This window comes from Daejeonella oryzae DSM 19973, assembly GCF_000422945.1.
GTDB classification, from domain to species: domain Bacteria; phylum Bacteroidota; class Bacteroidia; order Sphingobacteriales; family Sphingobacteriaceae; genus Daejeonella; species Daejeonella oryzae.
In genome coordinates, this window is record NZ_AUHA01000008.1 from 1 (window position 1) to 23,305 (window position 23,305).

At 37.1% G+C, this 23,305-nt stretch carries 23 protein-coding genes; 11 read left to right on the forward strand and 12 right to left on the reverse strand.

The window, feature by feature from the left end:
- Positions 1 to 605 precede the first annotated feature (605 nt).
- From G521_RS0112590 to G521_RS0112615, 6 genes are all read left to right on the forward strand, one after another.
- Positions 606 to 1,496 (forward strand): outer membrane protein assembly factor BamD, encoded by an 891-nt coding sequence (locus G521_RS0112590; protein ID WP_026898852.1) that lies wholly within the window; start codon positions 606 to 608, stop codon positions 1,494 to 1,496.
- The gene (locus G521_RS0112595) at positions 1,489 to 1,815 is read left to right on the forward strand and encodes a DNA-directed RNA polymerase subunit omega (RefSeq protein ID WP_026898853.1); all 327 of its coding nucleotides are present in this window, start codon (positions 1,489 to 1,491) and stop codon (positions 1,813 to 1,815) included. Before G521_RS0112590 ends, G521_RS0112595 begins: the two co-directional genes overlap by 8 nt.
- Positions 1,816 to 1,838: 23 nt before the next feature.
- On the forward strand, positions 1,839 to 3,035 hold the full coding sequence (gene coaBC / locus G521_RS0112600) for a bifunctional phosphopantothenoylcysteine decarboxylase/phosphopantothenate--cysteine ligase CoaBC (RefSeq protein ID WP_026898854.1): 1,197 nt from the start codon (positions 1,839 to 1,841) through the stop codon (positions 3,033 to 3,035).
- Positions 3,032 to 3,934, forward strand: coding sequence for a type IX secretion system protein PorD (porD, locus tag G521_RS0112605; RefSeq protein WP_026898855.1), 903 nt, complete (start codon positions 3,032 to 3,034; stop codon positions 3,932 to 3,934). Before coaBC ends, porD begins: the two co-directional genes overlap by 4 nt.
- 60 nt (positions 3,935 to 3,994) lie before the next feature.
- Positions 3,995 to 5,656: a DNA repair protein RecN gene (recN, locus tag G521_RS0112610; RefSeq protein WP_026898856.1), complete on the forward strand. Its 1,662-nt coding sequence runs from the start codon at positions 3,995 to 3,997 to the stop codon at positions 5,654 to 5,656.
- Positions 5,657 to 5,745: 89 nt separating this feature from the next.
- Positions 5,746 to 6,558 carry an enoyl-ACP reductase FabI gene (locus tag G521_RS0112615; protein ID WP_026898857.1) on the forward strand — a complete coding sequence of 271 codons (813 nt, stop codon included), beginning with the start codon at positions 5,746 to 5,748 and terminating at the stop codon, positions 6,556 to 6,558.
- Between the two features lie 127 nt (positions 6,559 to 6,685).
- Here G521_RS0112615 and G521_RS0112620 read toward each other — a convergent pair whose 3' ends face one another.
- On the reverse strand, positions 6,686 to 9,217 hold the full coding sequence (locus G521_RS0112620; RefSeq protein WP_026898858.1) for an ATP-dependent Clp protease ATP-binding subunit: 2,532 nt from the start codon (positions 9,215 to 9,217) through the stop codon (positions 6,686 to 6,688).
- A 186-nt stretch (positions 9,218 to 9,403) separates the two neighbouring features.
- Between G521_RS0112620 and ettA the strand changes: the two genes are divergently transcribed.
- On the forward strand, positions 9,404 to 11,086 hold the full coding sequence (ettA, locus tag G521_RS0112625) for an energy-dependent translational throttle protein EttA (RefSeq protein ID WP_026898859.1): 1,683 nt from the start codon (positions 9,404 to 9,406) through the stop codon (positions 11,084 to 11,086).
- A gap of 60 nt (positions 11,087 to 11,146) precedes the next feature.
- Here ettA and G521_RS17195 read toward each other — a convergent pair whose 3' ends face one another.
- From G521_RS17195 to G521_RS0112645, 4 genes are all read right to left on the reverse strand, one after another.
- Entirely contained in the window at positions 11,147 to 12,145 is a 999-nt protein-coding gene (locus G521_RS17195; RefSeq protein WP_051189740.1) for an ABC transporter ATP-binding protein, read from the reverse strand.
- 89 nt (positions 12,146 to 12,234) lie between these two features.
- Positions 12,235 to 13,083 carry an outer membrane beta-barrel protein gene (locus G521_RS0112635; protein WP_026898860.1) on the reverse strand — a complete coding sequence of 283 codons (849 nt, stop codon included), beginning with the start codon at positions 13,081 to 13,083 and terminating at the stop codon, positions 12,235 to 12,237.
- A 2-nt stretch (positions 13,084 to 13,085) separates the two neighbouring features.
- The gene (locus tag G521_RS0112640) at positions 13,086 to 13,808 is read right to left on the reverse strand and encodes a hypothetical protein (protein ID WP_026898861.1); all 723 of its coding nucleotides are present in this window, start codon (positions 13,806 to 13,808) and stop codon (positions 13,086 to 13,088) included.
- Positions 13,789 to 14,358, reverse strand: a complete 570-nt coding sequence (locus tag G521_RS0112645) for an RNA polymerase sigma factor (RefSeq protein ID WP_026898862.1) — start codon at positions 14,356 to 14,358, stop codon at positions 13,789 to 13,791. Before G521_RS0112645 ends, G521_RS0112640 begins: the two co-directional genes overlap by 20 nt.
- Positions 14,359 to 14,519: 161 nt before the next feature.
- Between G521_RS0112645 and G521_RS0112655 the strand changes: the two genes are divergently transcribed.
- From G521_RS0112655 to G521_RS0112670, 4 genes are all read left to right on the forward strand, one after another.
- Complete coding sequence (locus G521_RS0112655; RefSeq protein ID WP_026898863.1) at positions 14,520 to 15,164, forward strand: endonuclease III domain-containing protein; 645 nt, start codon at positions 14,520 to 14,522, stop codon at positions 15,162 to 15,164.
- Between the two features lie 58 nt (positions 15,165 to 15,222).
- Complete coding sequence (locus G521_RS0112660) at positions 15,223 to 15,654, forward strand: DUF1810 domain-containing protein (RefSeq protein WP_026898864.1); 432 nt, start codon at positions 15,223 to 15,225, stop codon at positions 15,652 to 15,654.
- Positions 15,655 to 15,860: 206 nt separating this feature from the next.
- Positions 15,861 to 16,742: a DnaJ C-terminal domain-containing protein gene (locus tag G521_RS0112665; protein ID WP_026898865.1), complete on the forward strand. Its 882-nt coding sequence runs from the start codon at positions 15,861 to 15,863 to the stop codon at positions 16,740 to 16,742.
- A gap of 15 nt (positions 16,743 to 16,757) precedes the next feature.
- Entirely contained in the window at positions 16,758 to 17,069 is a 312-nt protein-coding gene (locus G521_RS0112670; RefSeq protein ID WP_026898866.1) for a chaperone modulator CbpM, read from the forward strand.
- On the opposite strand, the gene G521_RS0112675 is transcribed toward G521_RS0112670, so the two are convergent.
- The 7 genes from G521_RS0112675 to hemB all read right to left on the reverse strand — a co-directional run bounded on the left by G521_RS0112675 (position 17,058) and on the right by hemB (position 23,282).
- Complete coding sequence (locus G521_RS0112675; protein ID WP_026898867.1) at positions 17,058 to 17,594, reverse strand: CopD family protein; 537 nt, start codon at positions 17,592 to 17,594, stop codon at positions 17,058 to 17,060. The two genes, G521_RS0112670 and G521_RS0112675, sit on opposite strands and share 12 nt — an antisense overlap.
- 83 nt (positions 17,595 to 17,677) lie before the next feature.
- Positions 17,678 to 18,718 (reverse strand): uroporphyrinogen decarboxylase, encoded by a 1,041-nt coding sequence (gene hemE, locus G521_RS0112680; RefSeq protein WP_026898868.1) that lies wholly within the window; start codon positions 18,716 to 18,718, stop codon positions 17,678 to 17,680.
- A gap of 4 nt (positions 18,719 to 18,722) precedes the next feature.
- The gene (locus G521_RS0112685) at positions 18,723 to 19,235 is read right to left on the reverse strand and encodes a hypothetical protein (protein ID WP_026898869.1); all 513 of its coding nucleotides are present in this window, start codon (positions 19,233 to 19,235) and stop codon (positions 18,723 to 18,725) included.
- A 3-nt stretch (positions 19,236 to 19,238) separates the two neighbouring features.
- Positions 19,239 to 19,946 carry a response regulator transcription factor gene (locus G521_RS0112690; RefSeq protein WP_026898870.1) on the reverse strand — a complete coding sequence of 236 codons (708 nt, stop codon included), beginning with the start codon at positions 19,944 to 19,946 and terminating at the stop codon, positions 19,239 to 19,241.
- Positions 19,936 to 20,811: a sensor histidine kinase gene (locus G521_RS0112695; RefSeq protein WP_026898871.1), complete on the reverse strand. Its 876-nt coding sequence runs from the start codon at positions 20,809 to 20,811 to the stop codon at positions 19,936 to 19,938. Before G521_RS0112695 ends, G521_RS0112690 begins: the two co-directional genes overlap by 11 nt.
- 5 nt (positions 20,812 to 20,816) lie before the next feature.
- Positions 20,817 to 22,238 (reverse strand): glutamate-1-semialdehyde 2,1-aminomutase, encoded by a 1,422-nt coding sequence (gene hemL, locus G521_RS17200; protein WP_185095051.1) that lies wholly within the window; start codon positions 22,236 to 22,238, stop codon positions 20,817 to 20,819.
- A gap of 75 nt (positions 22,239 to 22,313) precedes the next feature.
- Positions 22,314 to 23,282: a porphobilinogen synthase gene (hemB, locus tag G521_RS0112705; RefSeq protein WP_026898872.1), complete on the reverse strand. Its 969-nt coding sequence runs from the start codon at positions 23,280 to 23,282 to the stop codon at positions 22,314 to 22,316.
- Positions 23,283 to 23,305 lie beyond the last annotated feature (23 nt).

Here is a 23,305-nt window from a genome sequence, read left to right on the forward strand (position 1 = left end):
ATTTTTGATCCTTCCTAATTATTTGTGAAAATAATCAGAGGGCTTTCAAACTCCCAAATCTGCACTGTCATATACACAACAACCGATTTTTTAACCTCCACCAAACTCTCTGAGAACATCCCGCTATCTCTCGATTGCGGAGTGCAAAGGTAACAGAATCCAACAACTTACCAAAACTTATTTTATTAAAAATAAGTGACGTTTGTATGTTTAACATAACCGGTTTCAAATAAAGCATAACACCTCATCCTCAACCACTCTGCTACCCCAAATCCTCAATGTACCATCCGCATTTACTTCCTTTGCGGGTTGCAAAAGTAGAAAGAATTAGAATGATATTCGGACTTAATATTTAAATAAATCATAAATATCCAGAAGATGCTGATTACCAGTGAAAAATAATAAAGAGGTTAAGATATATGTTAAAGATTGTTAAAAAATTGAATATAAAGAGGCTGACTGGCATACATTAGAGGATTATTAGCGTATTGTTAAATACTATAGTATATCCTTATATATATGCATACCGATGTAAGTATATATAAAATGTAAGGATCACCCTTAAATATAATTGACTTTTTATCAAATTAACTTACCTTTGCAGAATGTTTAAAAACAAGCGTTTATTAGCTGTAAGCATATCCTTATTATTAATAGTATCTATAGCAGGTTGTAAAAGCAATTTTGAGAAGATCAGAGCCAGTACTGATATTGCGAAAAAATATCAGGAAGCTGTTATTCTTTATAATAAAAAAAGTTATAGCAAGGCTTTAATTCTATTTGATGATCTGGTACAAAGATATAGAGGAAGAACAGAAGCTGAGGATTTATATTATTATTATGCCTATACCAATTATAATTTAAAAGATTATACAACTGCACGTTATCATTTTAAGACGTTTTCTGATACTTATCCAAATAGTCCGAAGGCAGAGGAATGCCGATATATGGCTGCCTATTGTTATTATTTGGAATCGCCAATTTATTCGCTTGACCAGGAAAATACAATCAAAGCCATTGAATCATTGCAATTATTCATCAACTTATATCCAAAAAGTGAGCGGGTAGCAGAAGCAAGCAAACTAATAGATAATCTAAGAAGTAAATTAGAAACTAAATCTTATGCAAATGCAAAGTTATTTTTGGATATTGGAGATTACAGATCTGCTGTAATTGCTTTCAGAAATTCAATGCGAGATTTTCCGGATACGAAATATGCAGAAGAAATGGAATTTTTAACTATTAAAGCACAATATTTATACGCTAAAAATAGTATTGAATACAAGCAGGAAGAACGTTATAATGAGGCAATTGCTTTATATAATGAATTTTCAGAAAATTACCCTTCCAGCAAGTATTTAAAAGAAGCTCAATCCTTAAAAAAGGATTCGGATAAATCAATCGTGGAGGTTAGGAAATTATTAGCTACCAGCCTGCCGAAAGTAAAAGAACAAGAAGTAAAAGAAGAAGAAATTAAAAATAGTCCTAATGAGTAACAGTAAAAGTGTTCTAGCCAACAGTACAGTAACACGTGACGTACGCGAGTTTGATATAAAAACTGACAATATTTACGAATCAATTGTAATTATTTCTAAAAGGGCTAATCAAATTGCCAATAATCTGAAAGAAGAATTGCATGGTAAACTTGCAGAGTTTGCTTCATCCAATGACAACCTTGAAGAGATTTTCGAAAATCGTGAACAGATCGAAATTTCGAAGCATTATGAGCGTATGCCTAAGCCGTCATTAATTGCGATTGATGAATTTTTGAATGATAAGGTATACTATAGAAATCCTGCTAAAGAGCAAAACTAATTTGTTTTATATTTGAGCAGTATATGCTTAAAGATAAAAAAATTTTACTTGGCGTTTGTGGCAGTATAGCCGCTTACAAAGCCGCTTTTTTAACCAGGCTACTTGTTAAAACTGGCGCAAACGTCAAGATTATTATGACCCCTGATGCGGTGAATTTCATAACGCCGCTAACTTTATCCACTCTTTCAAAAAATCCTGTCTTAATATCTTATTTCGATCCCGAAACAGGAGAATGGAATAATCATGTTGATCTGGCCCTTTGGGCGGATGTGTTTTTGATCGCTCCGGCAAGTGCCAATACCATTGCAAAAATGGCAAATGGATTGTGTGATAATTTATTGTCAGCAATTTACTTATCTGCCAAATGCCCCGTATTTATAGCTCCTGCTATGGATCTGGATATGTGGAAACACGGCAGTACCCGGCAAAACATCCAAAAGCTAGCAACTTATGGAAATTCCGTGATAAACCCCGGAGATGGGGAGCTTGCCAGTGGGTTAACCGGAGAAGGCAGAATGGCCGAACCTGAAGATATTATTAACTTACTGCTTTCCCATTTTAATCAGAAACTTCCTCTTCAGGGTAAAAAATGTATAGTTACTGCAGGTCCTACTTATGAGGCAATAGACCCGGTACGATTCATTGGGAATCATTCATCAGGAAAAATGGGGTTTGCAATTGCTGATGAACTTGCCCGCCTGGGTGCAAACGTAAGGCTGATTACCGGACCAACCTCATTAAAATCAAACAATAATATTAACCGGATAGATGTAGTTTCTTGTGATGATATGCTGAAAGAAGTGGATCGGTATTTCCATGAAAGCGATGTTACCGTTATGAGCGCAGCTGTTGCGGATTATAAACCTTTAAAAAAATCTTCTCAAAAAATCAAAAAAAACGACGCTCTGTTCAATTTGGAATTAGTTAAAACAACAGATATACTCGCACATATTGGTCAGAAAAAATCAGCTGAACAAATTCTGGTTGGATTTGCTTTAGAAACAGATCACGAGGTTGAAAATGCGGTTACGAAATTAAAAAGGAAAAATCTGGATTTTATAGTCTTAAACTCTCTGCAGGATGAAGGTGCCGGGTTTAAAGGCGACTGTAATAAAATCACAATCATTGATCAGTATTTAAACACACAAGCTTTCCCGTTAAAACCAAAAGCGGAAGTAGCTAAAGATATCTGCCAGAAAATTATAGATTTAATTATATGAGAAGAAATTTTCTACTACTGGCTATATTACTATTTGCGTTACCGGTTTTTTCTCAGGATTTGAATGCCCGCGTACAAGTTTTAGCACCACAACTATCCAATAGCAACAAAAGAGTATTTGATATTTTGGAAACAAGTATCCGCGATTTTTTAAATTCCAGAAGGTGGTCGACTGATGTACTACAGTCTCAGGAGCGTATTGATTGTAATTTCGTCATCACCATCAATGACTGGGATGGTTCAAACAGCTTTAAAGCAGAAGCGCAGATTCAATCAAGCAGACCTATTTACGGAACCACCTACAACAGTACAATTTTAAACATTTCCGATAAAGACTTTAATTTCAATTACACAGAAGGCCAGCCGCTTGATTATACTGATCAGAATTATATATCAAACCTAACTTCTCTTTTGGCCTATTACGCATACGTCATTACCGGATTAGATAATGATACATTCTCAAAAATGGGGGGAACGCCTTACTACAACAAAGCACAATCCATTGTAAATTTTGCACAAAATGCGCCTAATGCAGGATGGAAAGCTTTTGAAGGTTTAAGAAACAGATATTGGTTAACAGAAAATCTGCTAAACAAAACATACAATCCAATACGAGAAGCACTCTATGAGTTTCATCTCAATGGATTGGATGTAATGGCCGACAATCAGTCAAAAGGAAGAAAAAATATTTATTCCCTGCTTCCGCAACTTCAAAAAATTGATAAGCAAAAACAGGGAGCTATGCTTCCTCAGCTATTTTTCACCGCTAAGTATGATGAATTTGTAAATGTTTTAATCAATGCCGCTCCACAGGATAAAATTAAGGCCTACAACATTTTAAGTGAAATTGATCCGGCCAATACGTCCAAATATGAAGCTTTGAAAAAAGCTCAGCAATAAACAGGATTATTAAAAGGCCTGAAATCAAAATCAGTATTTTTACCGAAATCTTTAATAAACATGCTCCATCGACTGGTAATTCGAAATTATACGCTTATTGATAATCTGGATATTTCATTCTCAAAAGATCTTAATATCATGACCGGTGAAACCGGTGCTGGTAAATCCATCATTCTAGGAGCTTTGTCCTTAATATTGGGTCAGCGTGCAGAAAGCAAATACTTTTTTAATCAGCAGAAAAAATGTATTATCGAAGGAATTTTCCAGGTAAATGAATTGAATCTGGGTGATTTCTTTTCAGAAAATGATCTGGATTATGAGACCGAAACAGTTTTGAGAAGGGAAATCTCTGCAGACGGAAAATCAAGAGCTTTTATAAATGATACTCCCGTTAATCTGACTGTTTTAAAGCAAATGGGCGAAAAGCTCATTGATATTCATTCACAGCATGCAACTATTGAAATTAACAGCGAAGCCTTTCAGCTATCTGTTGTGGATATTGTTGCAGGTCACTCAGATTTATTAAAAACTTATCAGGACAGTTATAAATTCCACAAAAAAACTATTGCAAAACTTAATGATCTTATATCAGAGGGTGAAAGATCAAGGGCAGATCAGAATTACTTTCAGTTTCAGTTTGACGAGCTGGAAAACGCCAAACTTGAAGCCGGAGAACAATTGCAATTAGAAACAGAATTGAATGCATTAACTCATGCAGAAGAAATAAAGCGCAACCTGCTTAATGCTATTTACAGCATCAACGAGAGTGAGAACTCGGTTGTAGCTAAGTTATCAGAAGCTGTTCAAAATCTGCAGCAGGCAGAAAAATACAATCCCAAAATCTCAGAATTGTATGAAAGATTAAAAAGTACATTAATTGAAATTAAAGATATTAACTCTGAAACTGAAAGCATTGAACAGGAAACTCAATTTAATGATCTCAGATCATCAGAAATAAATGAGCGATTAAATATTATTTATACGCTGCAAAAAAAGCATCGTTTGGAATCAGTTTCTGATTTACTAAAACTTCAGGAATCACTTTCCCAAAAACTGAATTCAATTATTTCTGTAGATGAAACCATTGAGCGCTTAAAAGCGGAGAGTAAAAATCAATTTGATCAATTAGTAATACTGGCATCCAAATTAACTTTAAGCCGGAATAAGGTAATCCCCTTACTTGAAAAGCAGATTCAGCATACTTTGCAGGATGTTGGAATGCCCAACGCCGTTTTGAAAATCCAAAGTAATTTAGTTCATGAAGATCAAATGACGAATGCTGGCAGGGATCAAATCCAATTCTTATTTACAGCAAATAAAGGCCAGTCGCCACTTCCTGTACAGAAAGTGGCATCCGGAGGTGAATTATCCCGATTGATGCTGAGTATAAAATCATTAATTGCAAGGCATACTGCTTTGCCTACCATTATTTTTGATGAGATTGATACAGGGATCTCGGGCGAAGTTGCTCTTAAAGTTGGCAATATAATGGAACAGCTATCAGAAAATATGCAGGTTATTGCCATCACGCATTTGCCTCAGATCGCCAGTAGAGGCAAATCTCATTACCGGGTTTATAAAGACGAGCAGCAAGATCGCACGCTAAGTAATATTACTATTCTTAATGAAGAAGAGCGGACTTTGGAAATAGCCAAAATGCTTAGCGGCGAAAATCCTGGCGAATTTGCAATGCAAAATGCCAGAGAATTACTCAGCCAATAAAACTATGTAAATGAAGTTGTCTTTAAACCAATTTTAATAACTTTACAGCTTTTAAAATATAAAAATCAATCCAGTAAATACTAAATACTATGGCTTATAACCTACTGAAAGGTAAAAAAGGAATTATTTTTGGGGCTCTTAATGAGCAATCTATAGCATGGAAAACCGCCCAGCATTGTTTCGAAGAAGGTGCAGAATTGGTATTAACAAACGCTCCGATTGCTCTTCGTATGGGCGAGATCAATAAACTTGCTGAAGAATGTAATGCCCCGGTTATACCTGCAGATGTAACCAGCATGGATGACCTGGAGAACCTTTTTACTAAAGCCCAGGAACATTTTGGCGGTAAGATCGATTTCATTCTTCACTCCATTGGAATGAGTATCAATGTGCGTAAAGGCATTACTTACACCGAAAATAATTACGATTTTACCCATAAAGGTTTAGATATTTCTGCATTAAGCTTACACCGGGTTTTACAGGTGGCTATGAAACAGGATGCAATTAACGAATGGGGTTCTGTTGTAGCTCTTAGCTACATTGCAGCTCAGCGTGTATTTCCTGATTATAATGATATGGCTGATAATAAAGCACTTTTGGAAAGCATCGCCCGTAACTTCGGTTATCAGTACGGTGTTAAAAATAAAGTCAGAATCAATACAGTTTCGCAATCTCCCACCAAAACTACTGCCGGATCAGGTGTTAAAGGTTTTGACGGATTTGTAAATTATGCCGAAAAAATGTCTCCCCTTGGGAATGCAGATGCGGATCAGTGCGCTGATTATTGCGTGACCTTATTTTCAGATCTCACCAAAATGGTAACCATGCAGAATTTATTCCATGATGGCGGATTCTCCTACACCGGAGTAACTCAGGCCGTTATTGAGCAAATGGAGAAATAAAAATAAAGTTATTCAGATTTATACAGAATTTCTAAAACGATAAACAATCTGAAATAATCAAATAAAGAAAATAAAAAAACCCGCAATCCATATTGGATGCGGGTTTTTGCTTAACTAATTTTTATAATTACTCTTCTTTCTTTTCTTCTTTTTTCTTCTTTCCACGAGATTTTCCAATGATGCGAATCTCTTCTTTCTCCTTGTCATAATCTACTTCCATTGTATCCCCAATGGTTAGTTCGCCTTTTAAAATCTCTTCAGCAATTGGATCTTCGAGATGCTTTTGAATTGCACGCTTAAGCGGACGGGCACCAAAATTAGCATCGTAACCTTTGTCTGCAATAAATTCTTTAGCCGCGTCGGTCAGTTTTACTTCATAGCCCAATGCTTCAATTCTTTCAAAGAGCGATTTCAGTTCGATATCAATAATTTTGAAGATTTCTTCTTTTCCTAAAGAATTAAATACAATTACATCATCCACCCTATTTAAAAATTCAGGTGCAAAAGCACGTTTCAATGCATTTTCTATAACACCTCTTGAATAAGAATCGGCTTGCGTAGATTTTGCAGATGTAGAAAATCCAACTCCCTGTCCAAAATCTTTCAACTGACGGGCACCGATATTGGAAGTCATGATTACAATTGTATTTCTGAAATCGACCTTACGTCCCAAACTATCGGTAAGCTGACCTTCATCCAACACCTGCAATAAAATGTTAAAAACATCCGGATGAGCTTTTTCAATCTCATCTAATAAAATCACTGAGTAAGGCTTACGTCTCACTTTTTCAGTCAACTGTCCTCCTTCTTCGTAACCAACGTATCCCGGAGGCGCTCCTACTAATCTCGAAACAGCGAATTTTTCCATATACTCACTCATATCCACCTGGATTAAGGAGTCTTCGGTATCAAACATAAATCTTGCTAATTCTTTTGCAAGCTCAGTTTTACCAACACCTGTTGGACCAAGAAAAATAAACGATCCAATTGGTTTTTTCGGATCTTTTAGACCTGCTCTTGTTCTCTGAATAGCCTTAGTCAATTTTCTAACGGCGTCTTCCTGACCAATTATACGGGTATTTATAGAGTCAAACATTCCAAGCAATTTCTGGCTGTCTGTTTGTCCTACTCTTTGAACCGGAATACCGGTCATCATGGAAACCACTTCGGCTACATTATCTTCTGATACAGTATAGCGTTTGGTTTTTGTTTCTGCTTCCCATTCAGTTTTTGCTTTTTCAAGCTCTTCAAGCAAATGTTTTTCAGTGTCGCGAAGTTTTGCAGCTTCTTCATACTTCTGACTGCGAACTACCTTATTCTTTTCAACTTTAATTTCTTCGATTTTTTGCTCAATTTCAATAATCTTTTCAGGAACATGAATATTTGTTAAATGCACCCTTGAACCCGATTCATCCAAGGCATCAATTGCCTTATCAGGAAGAAAACGATCAGTAATATATCTTGATGTTAAGCTTACACATGCATTGATGGCTTCATCTGTATACGTTACTCCATGATGTTCTTCGTATTTCTCTTTAATGCGGTTTAAAATTTCAATAGTTTCATCCGGAGTAGCGGGCTCTACCATTACTTTTTGAAAACGACGATCTAGAGCTCCATCTTTTTCTATATATTGACGATATTCATCTAATGTTGTAGCTCCAACACATTGAATTTCTCCCCTGGCCAATGCCGGCTTAAACATATTTGAGGCATCCAATGAACCGGACGCACCGCCTGCACCAACAATAGTGTGGATTTCATCAATAAACAAAATTACATCCGGTGATTTTTCAAGCTCATTCATCACCGCTTTCATACGCTCCTCGAACTGACCGCGATATTTTGTACCGGCAACCAATGAAGCCAAATCAAGAGTAACCACTCTTTTATTAAAAAGAACCCTTGAAACTTTGCGCTGAACTATTCTTAATGCCAAACCCTCTGCAATAGCAGATTTACCAACACCGGGTTCACCAATTAAAATTGGATTATTCTTTTTTCTTCTGGAAAGAATCTGAGAAACCCGTTCAATTTCTTTCTCTCGACCAACAATCGGGTCTAGTTTACCATCTTCGGCAGCACGGGTTAAATCACGGCCAAAATTATCCAGAACAGGAGTTTTAGATTTTATATCCGAAACTTTTTTTGGCTGATTAAAGCTTTCCTCTTCTCTAAAATCATCATCTCCGGCTGGAGAACCTGGCGCTTCATCTCTGAAACTATCTTTATTACTTTCTACTTCTGTTTTAAAAACATCATAGTTAATATTGTACTGCAACAATATTTGTGAGGCTATATTATCCTCATCGCGTAGTATTGAAAGAAGTAAATGTTCTGTACCAATTACATCACTTTTAAAAATTTTTGCTTCTAAATATGTGATTTTTAAAACCTTTTCTGCCTGTTTGGTTAATGGAATATTACCCAGATTTACCGTTGTGCTTGAAGTTCCTTTAACGGCATCTTCTACAGATCTGCGCAAACGTGCGGTATCAACCCCAGAACTTTTAAGTATTTTTATGGCCATTCCATCTCCTTCACGGATAAGTCCCAGCAACAAATGCTCGGTACCTATATAATCATGACCTAATCTTAAGGCTTCTTCCCTACTATATGAAATTACGTCTTTAACGCGTGGTGAAAATTTTGCTTCCATTATATCCCTTTCTTGATGACAATTCTCTAAGCTATTAATAAATGATTTATATGCTTAGAGGTGAACGTAACAAAGTTATCAACAATTACGCCATTTAGTTTATAATGGTTTCCCAGCATTTTTCAGGAAACAAAGTTGACAGCCGTTTGACTAATTTACCGATATTTGCGCATCAAAATATAACATATGTCAGACGAAAAGATAATTTTTTCTATGGCCGGAGTAAATAAGATTTACCCGCCTCAAAAACAAGTTCTTAAAAACATATATCTATCTTTTTTCTACGGTGCAAAAATCGGAGTTATTGGATTAAACGGCTCAGGTAAATCATCTGTACTAAAAATAATTGCAGGTTTAGATAAATCATATCAGGGCGAAGTCGTATTTGCACCGGGTTATACTGTAGGATATTTAGCTCAGGAACCCGAATTGGATCCCAATAAGACGGTTTTAGAAATAGTTGAAGAAGGAGTTGCCTCCATTACTGCGATTTTAAAAGAATACGAAAACATCAACGAGAAATTCGGTTTGCCGGAAGTTTACGAGAATGCCGATGAAATGGATAAACTTTTGGCCAGACAAGGCGAACTTCAGGATCAGATTGATGCAGTTGGGGCCTGGGAGCTTGAATCAAAACTGGAAAGAGCCATGGATGCGTTACGTTGCCCGGACCCGGAAACGAAAATTGCCACTTTGTCAGGAGGAGAAAGACGCCGCGTAGCACTTTGTCGCTTGCTATTGCAGGAACCGGATGTTTTACTGCTGGACGAACCTACCAACCACCTGGATGCGGAAAGCATTGACTGGCTTGAACAATATTTAAAACAGTATAAAGGAACTGTTATTGCAGTTACTCACGATCGTTATTTCCTGGATAATGTGGCTGGCTGGATTTTAGAACTTGATCGTGGAGAAGGAATTCCATGGAAAGGAAATTACTCTTCATGGCTGGATCAGAAATCCAAAAGACTGGCATCCGAAGAAAAGACCGAAAGTAAACGCCAGAAAACTCTTGAACGCGAATTGGAATGGGTACGAATGGCCCCGAAAGCCCGGCATGCAAAATCAAAAGCCCGTTTATCAAACTATGAGAAACTAGCCTCTGAAGAAACGAAGGAAAGAGAAGATAAACTGGAGCTCTTCATCCCACCGGGACCAAGATTAGGAAATGTAGTGATTGAAGCTGAAGGAGTTTCTAAAGCTTATGGTGATAAAGTATTGTTTGAAAATTTAAATTTCTCACTTCCTCCTGCAGGAATTGTGGGAATTATAGGACCCAACGGGGCAGGAAAAACTACTTTGTTCCGTTTGATAACCGGACAGGATACTCCGGATTCAGGAACATTTAAAGTTGGACCAACCGTAGCTTTAGGGTATGTGGACCAAATGCATGACGATTTAGATCCTCAGAAATCAGTTTGGGAAAATATAACAGGCGGAAATGAAACTATTATTTTGGGAAATCGTCCGCTAAACTCAAGGGCTTATGTTTCTAAATTTAATTTTAACGGAGCAGATCAGCAGAAAAAAATTGATGTTCTTTCTGGTGGAGAAAGAAACAGAGTTCATTTGGCTATCACGTTAAAAAAGAGTTCTAATGTTCTTTTACTGGATGAGCCGACTAACGATATTGACGTAAATACTTTACGGGCTTTAGAAGAAGGTCTGGAAAACTTTGGAGGTTGTGCGGTAATTATTTCCCACGATCGCTGGTTCTTAGACCGCATTTGTACGCATATTTTGGCTTTTGAAGGAAATTCGCAAGTGTACTTCTTCGAAGGAAATTATTCTGAATATGAGGAAAACCGTAAAAAGAGAACCGGGGATATCACTCCACACAGAATACGTTTCAAAAAATTAGTTGGATAACTCTACTATCAATTTTCAAAATCAGAAGCCTGCGTTAATATGCAGGCTTTTTTGGTGAAATCAGGAATTAAGTAGTGTATACTTATCAATTAAAAGATTTGTCGTTTGTCCCGATTTTAACAAACCGGCAGGAGCCAGCATCCTTAAAGTTAAGCCATCGCAATTAACTTCGAGCTCATCATAAAAGAGTTTAAAATTGCTCTGTTTTACATGAGCAGGAATTCCACCTTCTTCAGTAATTTTTATATGATGAGGATACACTAATACTTTTTCATGATTATTGGTTTGAATATGGAGAAATTCAGAAGCATCCATTGCCGAAACAATATTGGCATTTCCGAGTATCTTTCCGACATAACCCGATGCGGGATTTCCAGCTACATATTCGGGCGAACCCTGCTGAATAATATGTCCGTCTTTTATCAGAATCAGCTGATCTGCTAATGACAAGCCATCCTGCGGATCATGGGAGACGAGTATCATGGTAATTCCAAGGTATCTGCATAACCGTTTTAGATCGGCACGAAGCTGATTCTTTAAAATTGCATCCACCTGGCTGAAAGGTTCATCCAATAATAAAACTTCGGGCTCGGTAATTATTGCCCGGGCAATGGCAACCCGCTGCTGCTCGCCACCACTTAAATCTACAATGCGTTTCTCTGATAAGCCATCAATTCCCAAAAACTCCATCATTTCCCAGGTCTTTTGCTTTTTACCCTGCATATCCTCATTAGAAAGCATTCCCGAAATATTATCGTATACCCTTGCGTATAAGTTCAGGTTAAAATCCTGCGTGATCATTTTCATAGAATCATGACCTGGGATCAGCTTTTCATGAGGTCCGTCAAGATGTTCTCCTTTAAATAGAATTTCGCCTGAAGTTGGCGACAACAAACCATAAATCAGTTTTAGCAAAGTACTTTTCCCGCAACCGCTTTCTCCCACAATTGCTACAAAATCACCTTTTTTAATTGAAAGATTGATGTTGCTTACGCCGGCGGACTGGCCGGCCTGGTAATGTTTACTGACGTTGGAAATGCTGATAATAGGGTTTGACATGTTTCCAAATATAATAATAAAGGGGCATCTGATGAGATGCCCCTTTGTTATAAGTCTATTAAAATTATCTAAAAGATCGAAATTGAACTTTAGAATCCGAACATTAAGCCAAAAGACAGATTTTTAAAATCAGCAGGTCCCTGCCCTTCTGCAAATACATCATTAAAGTAGTATTTTGCATATACTCCCATTCCACCATAACCTAAGCGGCCAAACGCACCGTATCTGAAAGGCTCAAAATTATAGTCATCTTTAAATTTTTCTTTCCCACGCTCATTACTTACCTGCTTTAACTTTCCATTAATAAGAAAACCAACTTCAGGTCCGAATACAAAATTCACTTTATTTCCCTTTTCATCATCCTTGGTACGCAGTTGAAAACCAAGAGGAACTCTTAAATATTGACTTGAAAATCTATTCTTTTTGAAATCAATAGTTTCATCAACATATGTTAAGGTTGGCTGCTTTTTCTGAAAGGTAATATTTTCTTTTAAACGCATATGGTTCCAGTCCAGGCCTGCTGCCAGATAAATTTTGAAATAGCTGTTAAAACGATAGCCCATCTGGAAGACTTCAAATCCAAAATTACTTGATTTCCAGGTTTCCCGCTCCAGGTAAGAATTAGCATCAGACAAAGTGAAACTTCCATTATCAAGGTAAGTGCTTAAGCCAATATCAATTCTCGAAAAGGTAAATTGAGTAGAAAACTTGGATGATGGTCTGAATTCCTTTACTGTACTGTCCTTTTTAACAGTATCCTTTTTACCAAACTCAAATGTAACCCGTGTTTTTTTCTTTTTGGATAAAGTATCGGTGGTAATTACCAACACTGTATCTCCTTTAGATTTAATAAGAGTTGTATCCTTTTTTGCTTTTTCCTGAGCAAATGAACCTGCCGTGAAGGCTCCTAATAGTAAACAAATGATTAATCGTTTCATGGTTATTTATTTCTGCTTTTAAATTTTACTAATCCTAAATTGATACCTGATATTTCTGAGCCTTCATCGCTCTCTTTAAATTCAATAATTTTATCTTCACGCTTATCTACCTGGGCAATTACAAAATTCACCAGACCTCCAACACCTTTAACTTTCCGCCTTGGAGCTTCCTCTTCCTGGACATTGATTAATGGCTCAGTATCATTTTCTTGTACATAAATCCGATCTGACGAAACAGGCTGCGCCGCAATGATATTTTCATTTTTAATTTTTTCCTGATTAGAGGCAAGCAATTCTTCGTTTAAATTTTCCCCTTTAATGAATTGATCTTTTTTAACTTCCGTATCATTTTCCCTGGCTTTGGATTGATGAACAGCATATTGTTTACGGGCAACAATTTTCACTTCCGGTTTTACAATATCTTCAGCAATACTTTCCCCGGTTTTATCTGTTGTTTCCACATCTTTAGCCGCCATTTCATGCTTCTCCTGTTTACCCCGCAGTTTGACAACTTCTACAGGTTTATAAAAATACAGGGTGGCAGATAAAAGGATCAGCACACTTGCTGCTGCCATCCAGTAAGGAGAATTTGATTTTTTCTTCCTGTCTGTCCCTTTGAGTTCCGCATCAATTTTTGACCAGAGTCCTTCTGATGGTTGGGTTTCAAAATCTTCGAAACGCTGCTTAAATAACTTATCCAGATTTTTATCCGAGATGGGTTCCATATTTCAAGTCCTCCATTTTTAATATTTTTTCTTTTAAGATTGCCCGTGCCCGGGATAGTTGTGATTTGGATGCGCCTTCAGTAATACCTAGACTTTCTCCAATTTCCCGATGCGAAAATCCTTCGATCACATACATATTAAATACCATTCTGTAACCGCTTGATAATTGCTGAATAAGCTTCAACAAATCTTTAGTTTCAAGCCCGGTCATATCAAAAGTATTTTGAGGCTGCTCTTTAACTTCGTCGATATCTACAATACTGAGGCTGCGCAGATTCTTTCGGTAAACTTCTATTGATGTATTTACCATAATTCTTCTGATCCAGCCTTCCAAAGAACCTTCATTTCTAAACTCCCCAATTTTTCTGAAAACCTTTACAAAGCCCATTTGCAACATGTCCTCTGCTTCAAAGTTGTCTTTAGCATACCGCTGACAAACAGCCAGCATTCGGGATGCCAAAGTTCTGTAGAGGTTTTCCTGCGCTTTTCGATCTCCGCGTTTGCACCCTTCCAGCAAATTCTCTATTGTAAATGTATGATCCAAATTCATATTGCTTTAAAGGTAAGATGACAGATACCTAAGAAAGGTTGCATAGCGGCGAGATTTTTTTTTTAATTAATATCATCAAGATTTTAGAATCACTTTCTTTATAGATTCCTGAGACTTGCGGGCTGTAATTTTTGCTAAATTTAACAACCAAATAATAAATCATGTCAGATAAAATCACGTGGCCGGATGCAATTCAGCCCCTTTTAGAAAAATATAAAGACACGCCCCATCCTTTAAACTACGGAAACCTATATCAGTTAGTAGTAATGGTAATACTGTCTGCGCAGGATTCAGACCGGAATATCAACAACCTTGCGCCTAAATTATTTGAGGCTTTTCCCGACATGGAATCACTATCCAGAGCTACACCTGAGTCATTATATCCGTTCATATCCGGTGTGCGCAATTTCGGAAACAAAACCAGGTGGCTTATTGAACTGGCGAATAAAATAAAAGAGGATGATAAAATCCCGGCTACATTAGATGATTTGACTGCTCTGCCGGGAATCGGCAGGAAATCAGCAAACGTAATTTTGCGTGAATCGGGTGCTCCTGCAGAAGGAGTAGTGGTAGACCTTCATGTGGTACGTGTGGCGCCACGTCTGGGAATCGCCACAGGAAGCGATCCTAAAAAAATCGAAAAACAAATCATGGAAGTATTACCGCAAAAAGATTGGGACGCCGGCATGGCCATGTCATTTTTGGGAAGGGAAATTTGCCGCCCTAAGCCCAAGTGCGAAATTTGCCTGATGAATTTTGTATGTGCGTACTACCGCGAAATGGTGATTAAAGGAAACAATAATTAAGCATCTGTCTTGTAAATCAAAGCCTAGATATAATTATAATGCTAAAAGCTGCAAGCTTATGAATTCCCAAAATGAATTATCCCGATTTCTGATTGCTCAGGAAAACACCTATGCAACTGCTTTGAAGGAAATAAAAAACGCTGAGAAAAAATCGCATTGGATGTGGTTTATTTTTCCGCAAATAAAAGGATTAGGAACTACAGAAATGTCAGTAAAGTATTCAATCAACAATATTAGTGAAGCAGAATCATATCTTAATCATCCCATTTTAGGCCAGCGTTTAAATGAAATAACCGGTGAACTGTTAAAATTAAAGGGCAAATCGGCTGCGGAGATTTTTGGCTCTCCGGATTACAAAAAACTTAAATCCTGCATGACCTTATTTTCGATTGTATCCGGAGAGCCCAATATATTTAACAAGGTTTTAGACCAATATTATAATGGTGAAAAAGATGAAAAAACGCTGGCAATAATCTCTGCTAATAAATAGACGGACAATTTAAGTTAAACCCGCTTACAAATTTCATTTTTAAGATTGCTGGTATTTTAATCTTTAAATGAATACACATTTATTCATTTATCCTACTCCCTCATATTTCTAAAAACAATGCTTCGTTTTTTGTAAATTCATGAAATAACATCTAACCAATAATATTTAAAATTCGTGATTAATAGAATATTCGCCAGAAAACCAGTATGACTTTCGTTGACTATTACAAAATATTAGGGCTTGATAAAACTGCCTCCGAGAAGGAAATAAAAAATGCCTATCGAAAACTTGCCCGCAAATATCACCCGGATGTAAACCCGGATGATAAAACGGCGCATGAAAAATTCCAGGAAATTAATGAAGCCAATGAAGTTTTAAGTGACCCGGACAAGCGCAAAAAATATGATCAGTATGGGAAAGACTGGAAACATGCAGATCAATTTGAACAGGCAAAGCAATCTGGCCGGCAATCTCAGCATGGTACGGGCGGCCGATCTTATTCCGGTGAGTTTGAAAGTCAGGATTTTTCTGATTTTTTCTCATCTATGTTTGGAGGCGGTTCGGGCAGGCAGCAGATGAAATATCGCGGACAGGATTTCAATGCCGAATTACACCTGAATCTCCGGGAGGCTTATAAAACTCACCAGCGCACATTAACTGTAAATGGTAAAAATATCCGGATAACCATCCCGGCAGGAATTGAAAATGGTCAAACTATTAAAATAAAAGGTCACGGCGGACCGGGAACTAATAAAGGACCTAACGGAGATCTTTATATCAATTTTAAAATTTCAAACGATGCAGATTTTAAACGGGAAGGAAATAATTTGTACACCACAGTTCCGATTGATTTGTATACTGCTGTTTTGGGAGGAGAAACAACCATTAACACCTTAACAGGAAAAGTTAAATTGAAAGTAAATCCGGGAACTCAAAACGGTACAAAAGTAAAATTAAAAGGAAAGGGATTTCCCATTTATAAACGTGAAAATGAGTTTGGAGATATGTATGCTACCTACAAGGTTAGTATACCAACCGATTTAACAGATCAGCAAAAAGAATTATTTAAGCAATTATCTCAATTATAATTCAACATTAAGGCCATGCAAACAGAGGATTTTATTTCAACAGATGAATTTTGCGCATATCATAAAATTGAATTTTCATTTATCAGAAACCTGGAAGACTTCGGTTTAATTGAAGTTAAAACTTTCGGCGAAGGCAGATACATCCACGAAGATCAGCTTGAAAAGCTTGAAAGGATTTTAAGGCTTCATCATGATCTGGAAATAAATGTAGAAGGAATTGATACCATAACTCATTTGCTGCAGAAAATAAATAGTATGCAGCAAGAGATCAATAAATTAAAAAACAGACTCCGGATTTATGAAGAGGGCGAAGATTTATTTCTTTAACCGGATGCGCTTAACAACTTTTACTGCTGTCATAATAATAACAGCAAACAAAACCAATCCTGCGAGTCCGTAAATCCATTCTACGGAACTTTTTAAAATTACAGTAAAAACGATGGCCACCAAAAAAATGGTTGCTACTTCATTCCAAAGTCTTAATTGCGTAGAGCTCCAAAGAAAAATATTCGCTTTAAGCTGATTTAAAATACGCTGACAGATAAAATGGTATCCTAATAATCCGGTTACAAAAGCTAATTTAACCAGCATCCAGTTCGCCTGCAGCAAAGATGGATTTAGCCAGATCATACCCAATCCTGCTGAAACCGACAAGATCATGGCAGGAGTTGTAATGTAATACCACAGTTTGTGTTGCATAATTACAAACTGGTTTTGCAAAATAGTTCGTTCAGAAGGAGCTTTATCATTGGCCTCAATGTGATAAACAAATAGCCGGACGATATAAAATAGTCCGGCCATCCAGCTTACCACAAAAATTATATGAATTGACTTGAGGTATAAATATGCCATATTATTAACTGAACAACCCTGAGGTATTCGCTTCTTATATTTTTGAAGAAAATTTCAAACGTAATGAATTGTAGAGTTTAAAATTAATACCTGAATTCTTTAATAACATTAACAGCATATTTAACATTATCAAAAGGGATATCGGGCATAATTCCATGGCCAAGATTAAAGATAAATCCATCCTCGCCTCGCATGCGTTCAAATAATTTATGTATGCGATTTTTAATTACACTTTTATCAGCATACAAAATATGCGGATCCAGGTTTCCCTGAACAGCAATTCCCTGAGGCAGAGATTTTTTAATATTTAAAAGATCAGCGTTCCAGTCTACAGAAATCACATCGGGTTTAGTTTGCGCCATCAGTGGTGCAAAAACAGAACTTCCTTTACAAAAAGAAATAACCGGAACATCTTTTCGGTTGAGGTTAGAAATAATTTCCTGAATGTAGCGATGAGAAAATTCGGTATAATCATCCCAGCTTAAAGCCATGGCCCAGCTATCAAATATCTGGATGGCATTTACGCCAGCCTCAATCTGCAGATTGAGATAATCTGTAGTAACTTTTGCAATTTTTGACAATAACTGGTGAGCCATTTCGGGCTGATTATGCAGCATCAACTTGGTCAGCTTAAAATCTTTAGACGATCCGCCTTCTACCAAATAGCTCATTACCGTAAAAGGAGCTCCGGCAAAACCAATTAAAGGAATTTTTCCATTTAAGCGCTGCTGAATAACCTTGATAGCATCTGCCACATACTGAAGTTTATCATCCACATCGGTTAGTAAATTATCAATATCTGACTGGTTGCGTACAGGATTTGCGAAACGCGGACCAATTCCCTGAGTAAAACTCAGATCTCCACCCATTGCCTCTGCAGTAACTAAGATATCCGAAAACAAAATGGCTGCGTCAATATCTAATAAATCAACCGGAAGCATGGTAACATCAGCAGCAATCTCCGGTGTTTTACACATTTCGAGAAATGAATATTTATTTTTGATCTCCCAATATTCCGGCATAAATCTTCCGGCTTGTCTCATCATCCATACTGGCGGACGTTCTGTTGATTTTGAAAAGGCAGCTCGTAAAAAAAGGCTGTCCTGTAAATTTTGATGACTCAATGTTTTATATTTTAATTTCCTGTTCTATTGATTGAATGATGTTTTTTACCCGGGCCGTAATTTTTAAAGACTTCGCTTTTTCAACATATGCTTTGGCACGCTCCGGTTGCTTTTTACGCAAATTTAAATTTGCCAAATGAACCAGCACTATGGCTTTATCATTTTGATTGCGAAGCGGAAAATTAGTCGCAATCTGGAAATGCTTTTCGGCTTCATCATAATTAAACCGCTTTAATTCTACATTCCCATATATAAATTCATAAAAACCCCGGCGATGTCTGCTTAACTTATCAGGATCAGAAATTTCTTTTAAAAGTTCTTCAGCCTCGTCATATTTTTTTTCATGAAACTTACGAGCGGCCATAATTACTGTACCTTCTCTAAAATATCCCCAGATTAATAAGGCAATACCAACACCAATAATGGCCGAAATTTCATAAACTTCTTTATAGACTGTCCATAATATTAAAATTACGGCAACCGCAATGACCGCTAATCGGGCCTTTTTTGTTAACATGAATTATTGCGAATTATCCGTGAATTTATAACCCACGCCGCGGATTGAATGAAAATAAGTCGGATTTTTTTGATCCGGTTCGAAATACTTTCTAAATGTTAGAATAAAATTATCAATTGTACGGGTAGAAGGATAAACATCATAATTCCATACAGTTTCCAAAATCTGCTCACGCGAAACTGCTTCATTACGCCGCTCAATTAATAATTTAAGCAGCATTGTCTCCTTTTTGGTTAAAGGGGTAATAGTTCCATCATCATTTTTCAATTCGAAAGAATTAAAATAGATGGTTTTATCACCAATTTTATAGGAGTTTAATTCTTTCAGATCATCACCTTTTAAACCTCTTTTTACCAGGATGCCTACTCTCAAAATTAATTCCTCCAAATTGAAAGGCTTCACCAGGTAATCATCCGCTCCTTTTTTTAGACCCATTACACGGTCTTCGCTTGTATTTTTAGCAGTTAAGAACATGATGGGAACTTCAGAGTTTTCAAGACGAATGGTTTCAGCTACCTGGAATCCATCAATTTCGGGCAACATTACATCCAGAATGATCAGATTAAAACGTTCCTCTTTAAAAATTTTGAGCGCCTTTTTGCCGTCCTGAGCAGTTGATACTTTGTAACCTTCTAATTCGAGGTTCAGTTTAATGGCTTCCAGAAGATGATCTTCATCTTCTACTAATAGAATACGTTGTTTACTTGCCATGTGCGTTTAGTGTTACTTCGAAAACTGTTCCCGAAGGATGGTTATTTTTTACTTTTATTTGCGCCTGATGCTTATCAAGCACTTGCTTTACGATAAATAATCCTAATCCTGTACCTTTAGTTTTTCTGGTATCCTCACTTCCCACCCGATAAAATTTTTCAAAAATACGCGTTTTTTCGGGATCAGATATTCCAATGCCCTGATCAGCTACTTCAAATGTAACTGTTCCGTTTTTAGAAAACACTTTAACTTTAACTTCTGCACATGGCGGTGAATATTTCACAGCATTTTCAATTAAATTGGTAACTACTGACGTTAAAGCAAATTTATCGCCGCTTACAGAAAGATTATCTTCAATATCAGTACGTATAATTTGCGAACTGCAGGTATGAACCTGTAACCGGTCGGCAACTTTTTTCACCAGATCAGAAAAATCAAAAGGTTCTTTTGGGAAAGAATAAGACTGATTTTCAATTTTGGTGGCCAGCAGCATATTCTCTACCAGGTCGTCCAGCCTTTCGATATCTTTTAATGAATTATTAATAAAATAATGCTGTTGCTTCGCATCCAGATCCCGCTTAAGAATAGTTTGCAGATATAATTTGATTGAAGCTAATGGTGATTTCAATTCATGAGTAACCGAGAGCAGAAAATTGCGCTGCTGATTATGCAACTTGCTTTCTTTATGCAGTGTGCGGTGAAGGTAATATGCACCCACCATAAATATCATAAAGAAAACAGCAGTTTCCCCCATGATCATTGCTAATTTTTGGGGCTGAGCTTTTACAAGCAAAATTCCCCACCAAAGCATTTGCGCTACTGCGTAAATAATTAATGCATTAAATATGATCAGGGGTTTTCTCATGTTACTTATTCCGTCTCGTCCTGTTTTTGTCCTCTGGTACCGCCTTCTGTTGACCTTGCTGAGCGGAAAACAATATCCAGACTATCGAAAATGGCTCTCTTTGCTTTTTCGAGTTCAATTTTAGAATGGGCAGAAGATACAAAACCAACTTCGTAACCTGATGGACCTAAATAAATGCCCCGGTTTAGTAATTCCCTGTGCATTAGTTTAAATTTATCCATGCTAGCCGGATCTATTTCTTCGGAAGTTTTAATGGTTTCCTTATCTGTGAAGGCAAACCAGAAAATTGATCCAATAGAATTTACTTTAAACTTATAATTTCTGGCGGTTGCAAAACGCTGAATAGATTCTACAAATTCGGATGTTTTGTTATTCAGATCTTTATAAAATCCGGATTTTAAAAGCTCAGTTAGCTGGGCAATTCCTGCAGCCATGGCCACCGGATTTCCGGATAAAGTTCCGGCCTGGTATACAGAACCTTCCGGAGAAATATTACTCATCAGAGCAGCTGAAGCTCCATACATTCCCACCGGTAAACCTCCTCCAATTATTTTACCGTAAGTTATAATGTCGGGCTTAATATCATAATACCTGGCAGCTCCTTCAAAACCCAGGCGGAATCCGGTTATCACCTCATCAAATATGAGCAGCGAACCTTCTTTTGTACAAATATCTCTCAGGAAATGAATATAATCCTTATCTTGAATAAGCAGGCCGTTATTAGCCGGCACACCTTCGATTATAACAGCAGCAATCTGATCTTTAAACTGCTCAAACGCCTGCTCTACTGCAGCTTTATCATTCAATGAAACAACAATGGTTTCATCGGCAAATGATTTTGGAATTCCGGCTGAAGAAGTTTCTCCAAAAGTCACCAGGCCTGAACCTGCTTTTACCAGTAATGAATCAACATGACCGTGGTAACATCCTTCAAATTTTAATATTTTATCCCTTTTGGTAACTCCCCTTGCTAACCTGATTGCCGACATAACCGCTTCAGTTCCTGAACTGGTAAAGCGTATTTTTTCGATGAGTTTATTATTCTTCAGAATAAGTTCAGCCAAATCATTTTCTAAAGCAGTAGGAGCTCCGAAGCTCATACCGTTTTTCATCACTTCACCTACTGACTCGCGAATTTTTGCGTTATTGTGCCCTAATATTAAAGGGCCCCATGAGCCGCAAAAATCTATAAATTGATTTCCATCTGCATCCCAAATAAAACAGCCATCACCTTTCTGAATAAACAAGGGTATTCCGTAAACTGATTTAAATGCACGAACCGGAGAATTTACACCCCCCGGAAAATAATTTTTAGCTTTCTGATAAAGTTCAGCCGATTTTTCACGGGAAATATCCGGCCTGCTTGAGGTAGATATTGATTTTTCATCTTCTGAACCTGTAAATATTTTTTTTAAAGAATCTAACATTTTTTCAACTTCTAATTCTAAATCAAACTCAAAAACTCAGCATATTAATATGTTTGAATTTTATTTTGAATTTAATTACATCCACCCATTTTCTAAAATCTCGCGGGCATGGTAAGTAATGATTATACTGGCCCCGGCCCTGCTAAAAGCATACATGTTTTCCATAATTACTTTTTGTTCATCTACCCAGCCGTTTTTGGCGGCGGCTTTAACCATCGAATATTCACCGGAGACATTGTAACATGCTACCGGTAAATTTGTGTTCTGCTTTAAACGATGAATAACATCCAAATAAGCTAACGCAGGTTTCACCATCAAAATATCCGCACCTTCTTCTTCATCCAGAAATGCCTCACGCATGGTTTCATTAGGATTTCTGAAATCCATTTGATACGCCTTTCGATCACCTTTTCCGGGTGCAGATTCTGCAGCTTCGCGAAAGGGACCATAATAAGCAGAGGCAAATTTAATGCTGTAACTCATTATGGAGGTATTTTGAAAACCATTCTGATCTAGCTTTTCACGGATGCCGCGAATACGGCCATCCATCATGTCAGAAGGAGCAACCATATCTGCGCCTGCTCTGGCATGTGACAAAGCCATTTTAGAAAGTATTTCTACAGTTTCGTCATTTTGAACATAATCATCATGCATTATTCCACAATGACCATGTGTAGTGTAAGCGCATGTACATACATCCGTAATCACGAATAAATCTTCTGAAAATTCTTTTTTCAGCTCCCTTACTGCGTGCGATACAATAGAATCTTCATGAAAAGAAGAACTTGCATCTTCCGTTTTATCTTCGCCAACCCCGAATAATAATACTTTATTAATTCCCAGCTTCAATCCCTTCTCAACATCTTTAAGTAATGTATCAGCCGAAAAATGACTGATACCCGGCATGGCATCTATTGCATGCGTAACCTGCTTACCCGGCACAACAAAGTACGGATAAACGAACATATCTTTAGAAAGCCGGGTTTCAGCAACCATTTCCCGAATAATCGGGCTTTTTCTTAATCTTCTGGGACGAATTAACATATCTGATATCCTTACGGAAATTA

Excerpts from the sequence above, each read along its gene's own strand:
- hemB (WP_026898872.1), bottom strand. The coding sequence starts at position 23,282 with ATGTTAATTCGTCCCAGAAGATTAAGAAAAAGCCCGATTATTCGGGAA.
- G521_RS0112670 (WP_026898866.1), top strand. The coding sequence starts at position 16,758 with ATGCAAACAGAGGATTTTATTTCAACAGATGAATTTTGCGCATATCAT.
- G521_RS0112640 (WP_026898861.1), bottom strand. The coding sequence starts at position 13,808 with ATGGAACCCATCTCGGATAAAAATCTGGATAAGTTATTTAAGCAGCGT.
- G521_RS0112655 (WP_026898863.1), top strand. The coding sequence starts at position 14,520 with ATGTCAGATAAAATCACGTGGCCGGATGCAATTCAGCCCCTTTTAGAA.
- G521_RS0112675 (WP_026898867.1), bottom strand. The coding sequence starts at position 17,594 with ATGGCATATTTATACCTCAAGTCAATTCATATAATTTTTGTGGTAAGC.
- G521_RS17195 (WP_051189740.1), bottom strand. The coding sequence starts at position 12,145 with ATGTCAAACCCTATTATCAGCATTTCCAACGTCAGTAAACATTACCAG.
- G521_RS0112635 (WP_026898860.1), bottom strand. The coding sequence starts at position 13,083 with ATGAAACGATTAATCATTTGTTTACTATTAGGAGCCTTCACGGCAGGT.
- ettA (WP_026898859.1), top strand. The coding sequence starts at position 9,404 with ATGTCAGACGAAAAGATAATTTTTTCTATGGCCGGAGTAAATAAGATT.
- coaBC (WP_026898854.1), top strand. The coding sequence starts at position 1,839 with ATGCTTAAAGATAAAAAAATTTTACTTGGCGTTTGTGGCAGTATAGCC.
- G521_RS0112695 (WP_026898871.1), bottom strand. The coding sequence starts at position 20,811 with ATGAGAAAACCCCTGATCATATTTAATGCATTAATTATTTACGCAGTA.
- G521_RS0112690 (WP_026898870.1), bottom strand. The coding sequence starts at position 19,946 with ATGGCAAGTAAACAACGTATTCTATTAGTAGAAGATGAAGATCATCTT.
- G521_RS0112665 (WP_026898865.1), top strand. The coding sequence starts at position 15,861 with ATGACTTTCGTTGACTATTACAAAATATTAGGGCTTGATAAAACTGCC.
- G521_RS0112645 (WP_026898862.1), bottom strand. The coding sequence starts at position 14,358 with ATGAATTTGGATCATACATTTACAATAGAGAATTTGCTGGAAGGGTGC.
- G521_RS0112590 (WP_026898852.1), top strand. The coding sequence starts at position 606 with ATGTTTAAAAACAAGCGTTTATTAGCTGTAAGCATATCCTTATTATTA.
- G521_RS0112660 (WP_026898864.1), top strand. The coding sequence starts at position 15,223 with ATGAATTCCCAAAATGAATTATCCCGATTTCTGATTGCTCAGGAAAAC.
- G521_RS0112620 (WP_026898858.1), bottom strand. The coding sequence starts at position 9,217 with ATGGAAGCAAAATTTTCACCACGCGTTAAAGACGTAATTTCATATAGT.
- G521_RS0112685 (WP_026898869.1), bottom strand. The coding sequence starts at position 19,235 with ATGTTAACAAAAAAGGCCCGATTAGCGGTCATTGCGGTTGCCGTAATT.
- hemL (WP_185095051.1), bottom strand. The coding sequence starts at position 22,238 with ATGTTAGATTCTTTAAAAAAAATATTTACAGGTTCAGAAGATGAAAAA.
- G521_RS0112595 (WP_026898853.1), top strand. The coding sequence starts at position 1,489 with ATGAGTAACAGTAAAAGTGTTCTAGCCAACAGTACAGTAACACGTGAC.
- G521_RS0112615 (WP_026898857.1), top strand. The coding sequence starts at position 5,746 with ATGGCTTATAACCTACTGAAAGGTAAAAAAGGAATTATTTTTGGGGCT.
- recN (WP_026898856.1), top strand. The coding sequence starts at position 3,995 with ATGCTCCATCGACTGGTAATTCGAAATTATACGCTTATTGATAATCTG.
- porD (WP_026898855.1), top strand. The coding sequence starts at position 3,032 with ATGAGAAGAAATTTTCTACTACTGGCTATATTACTATTTGCGTTACCG.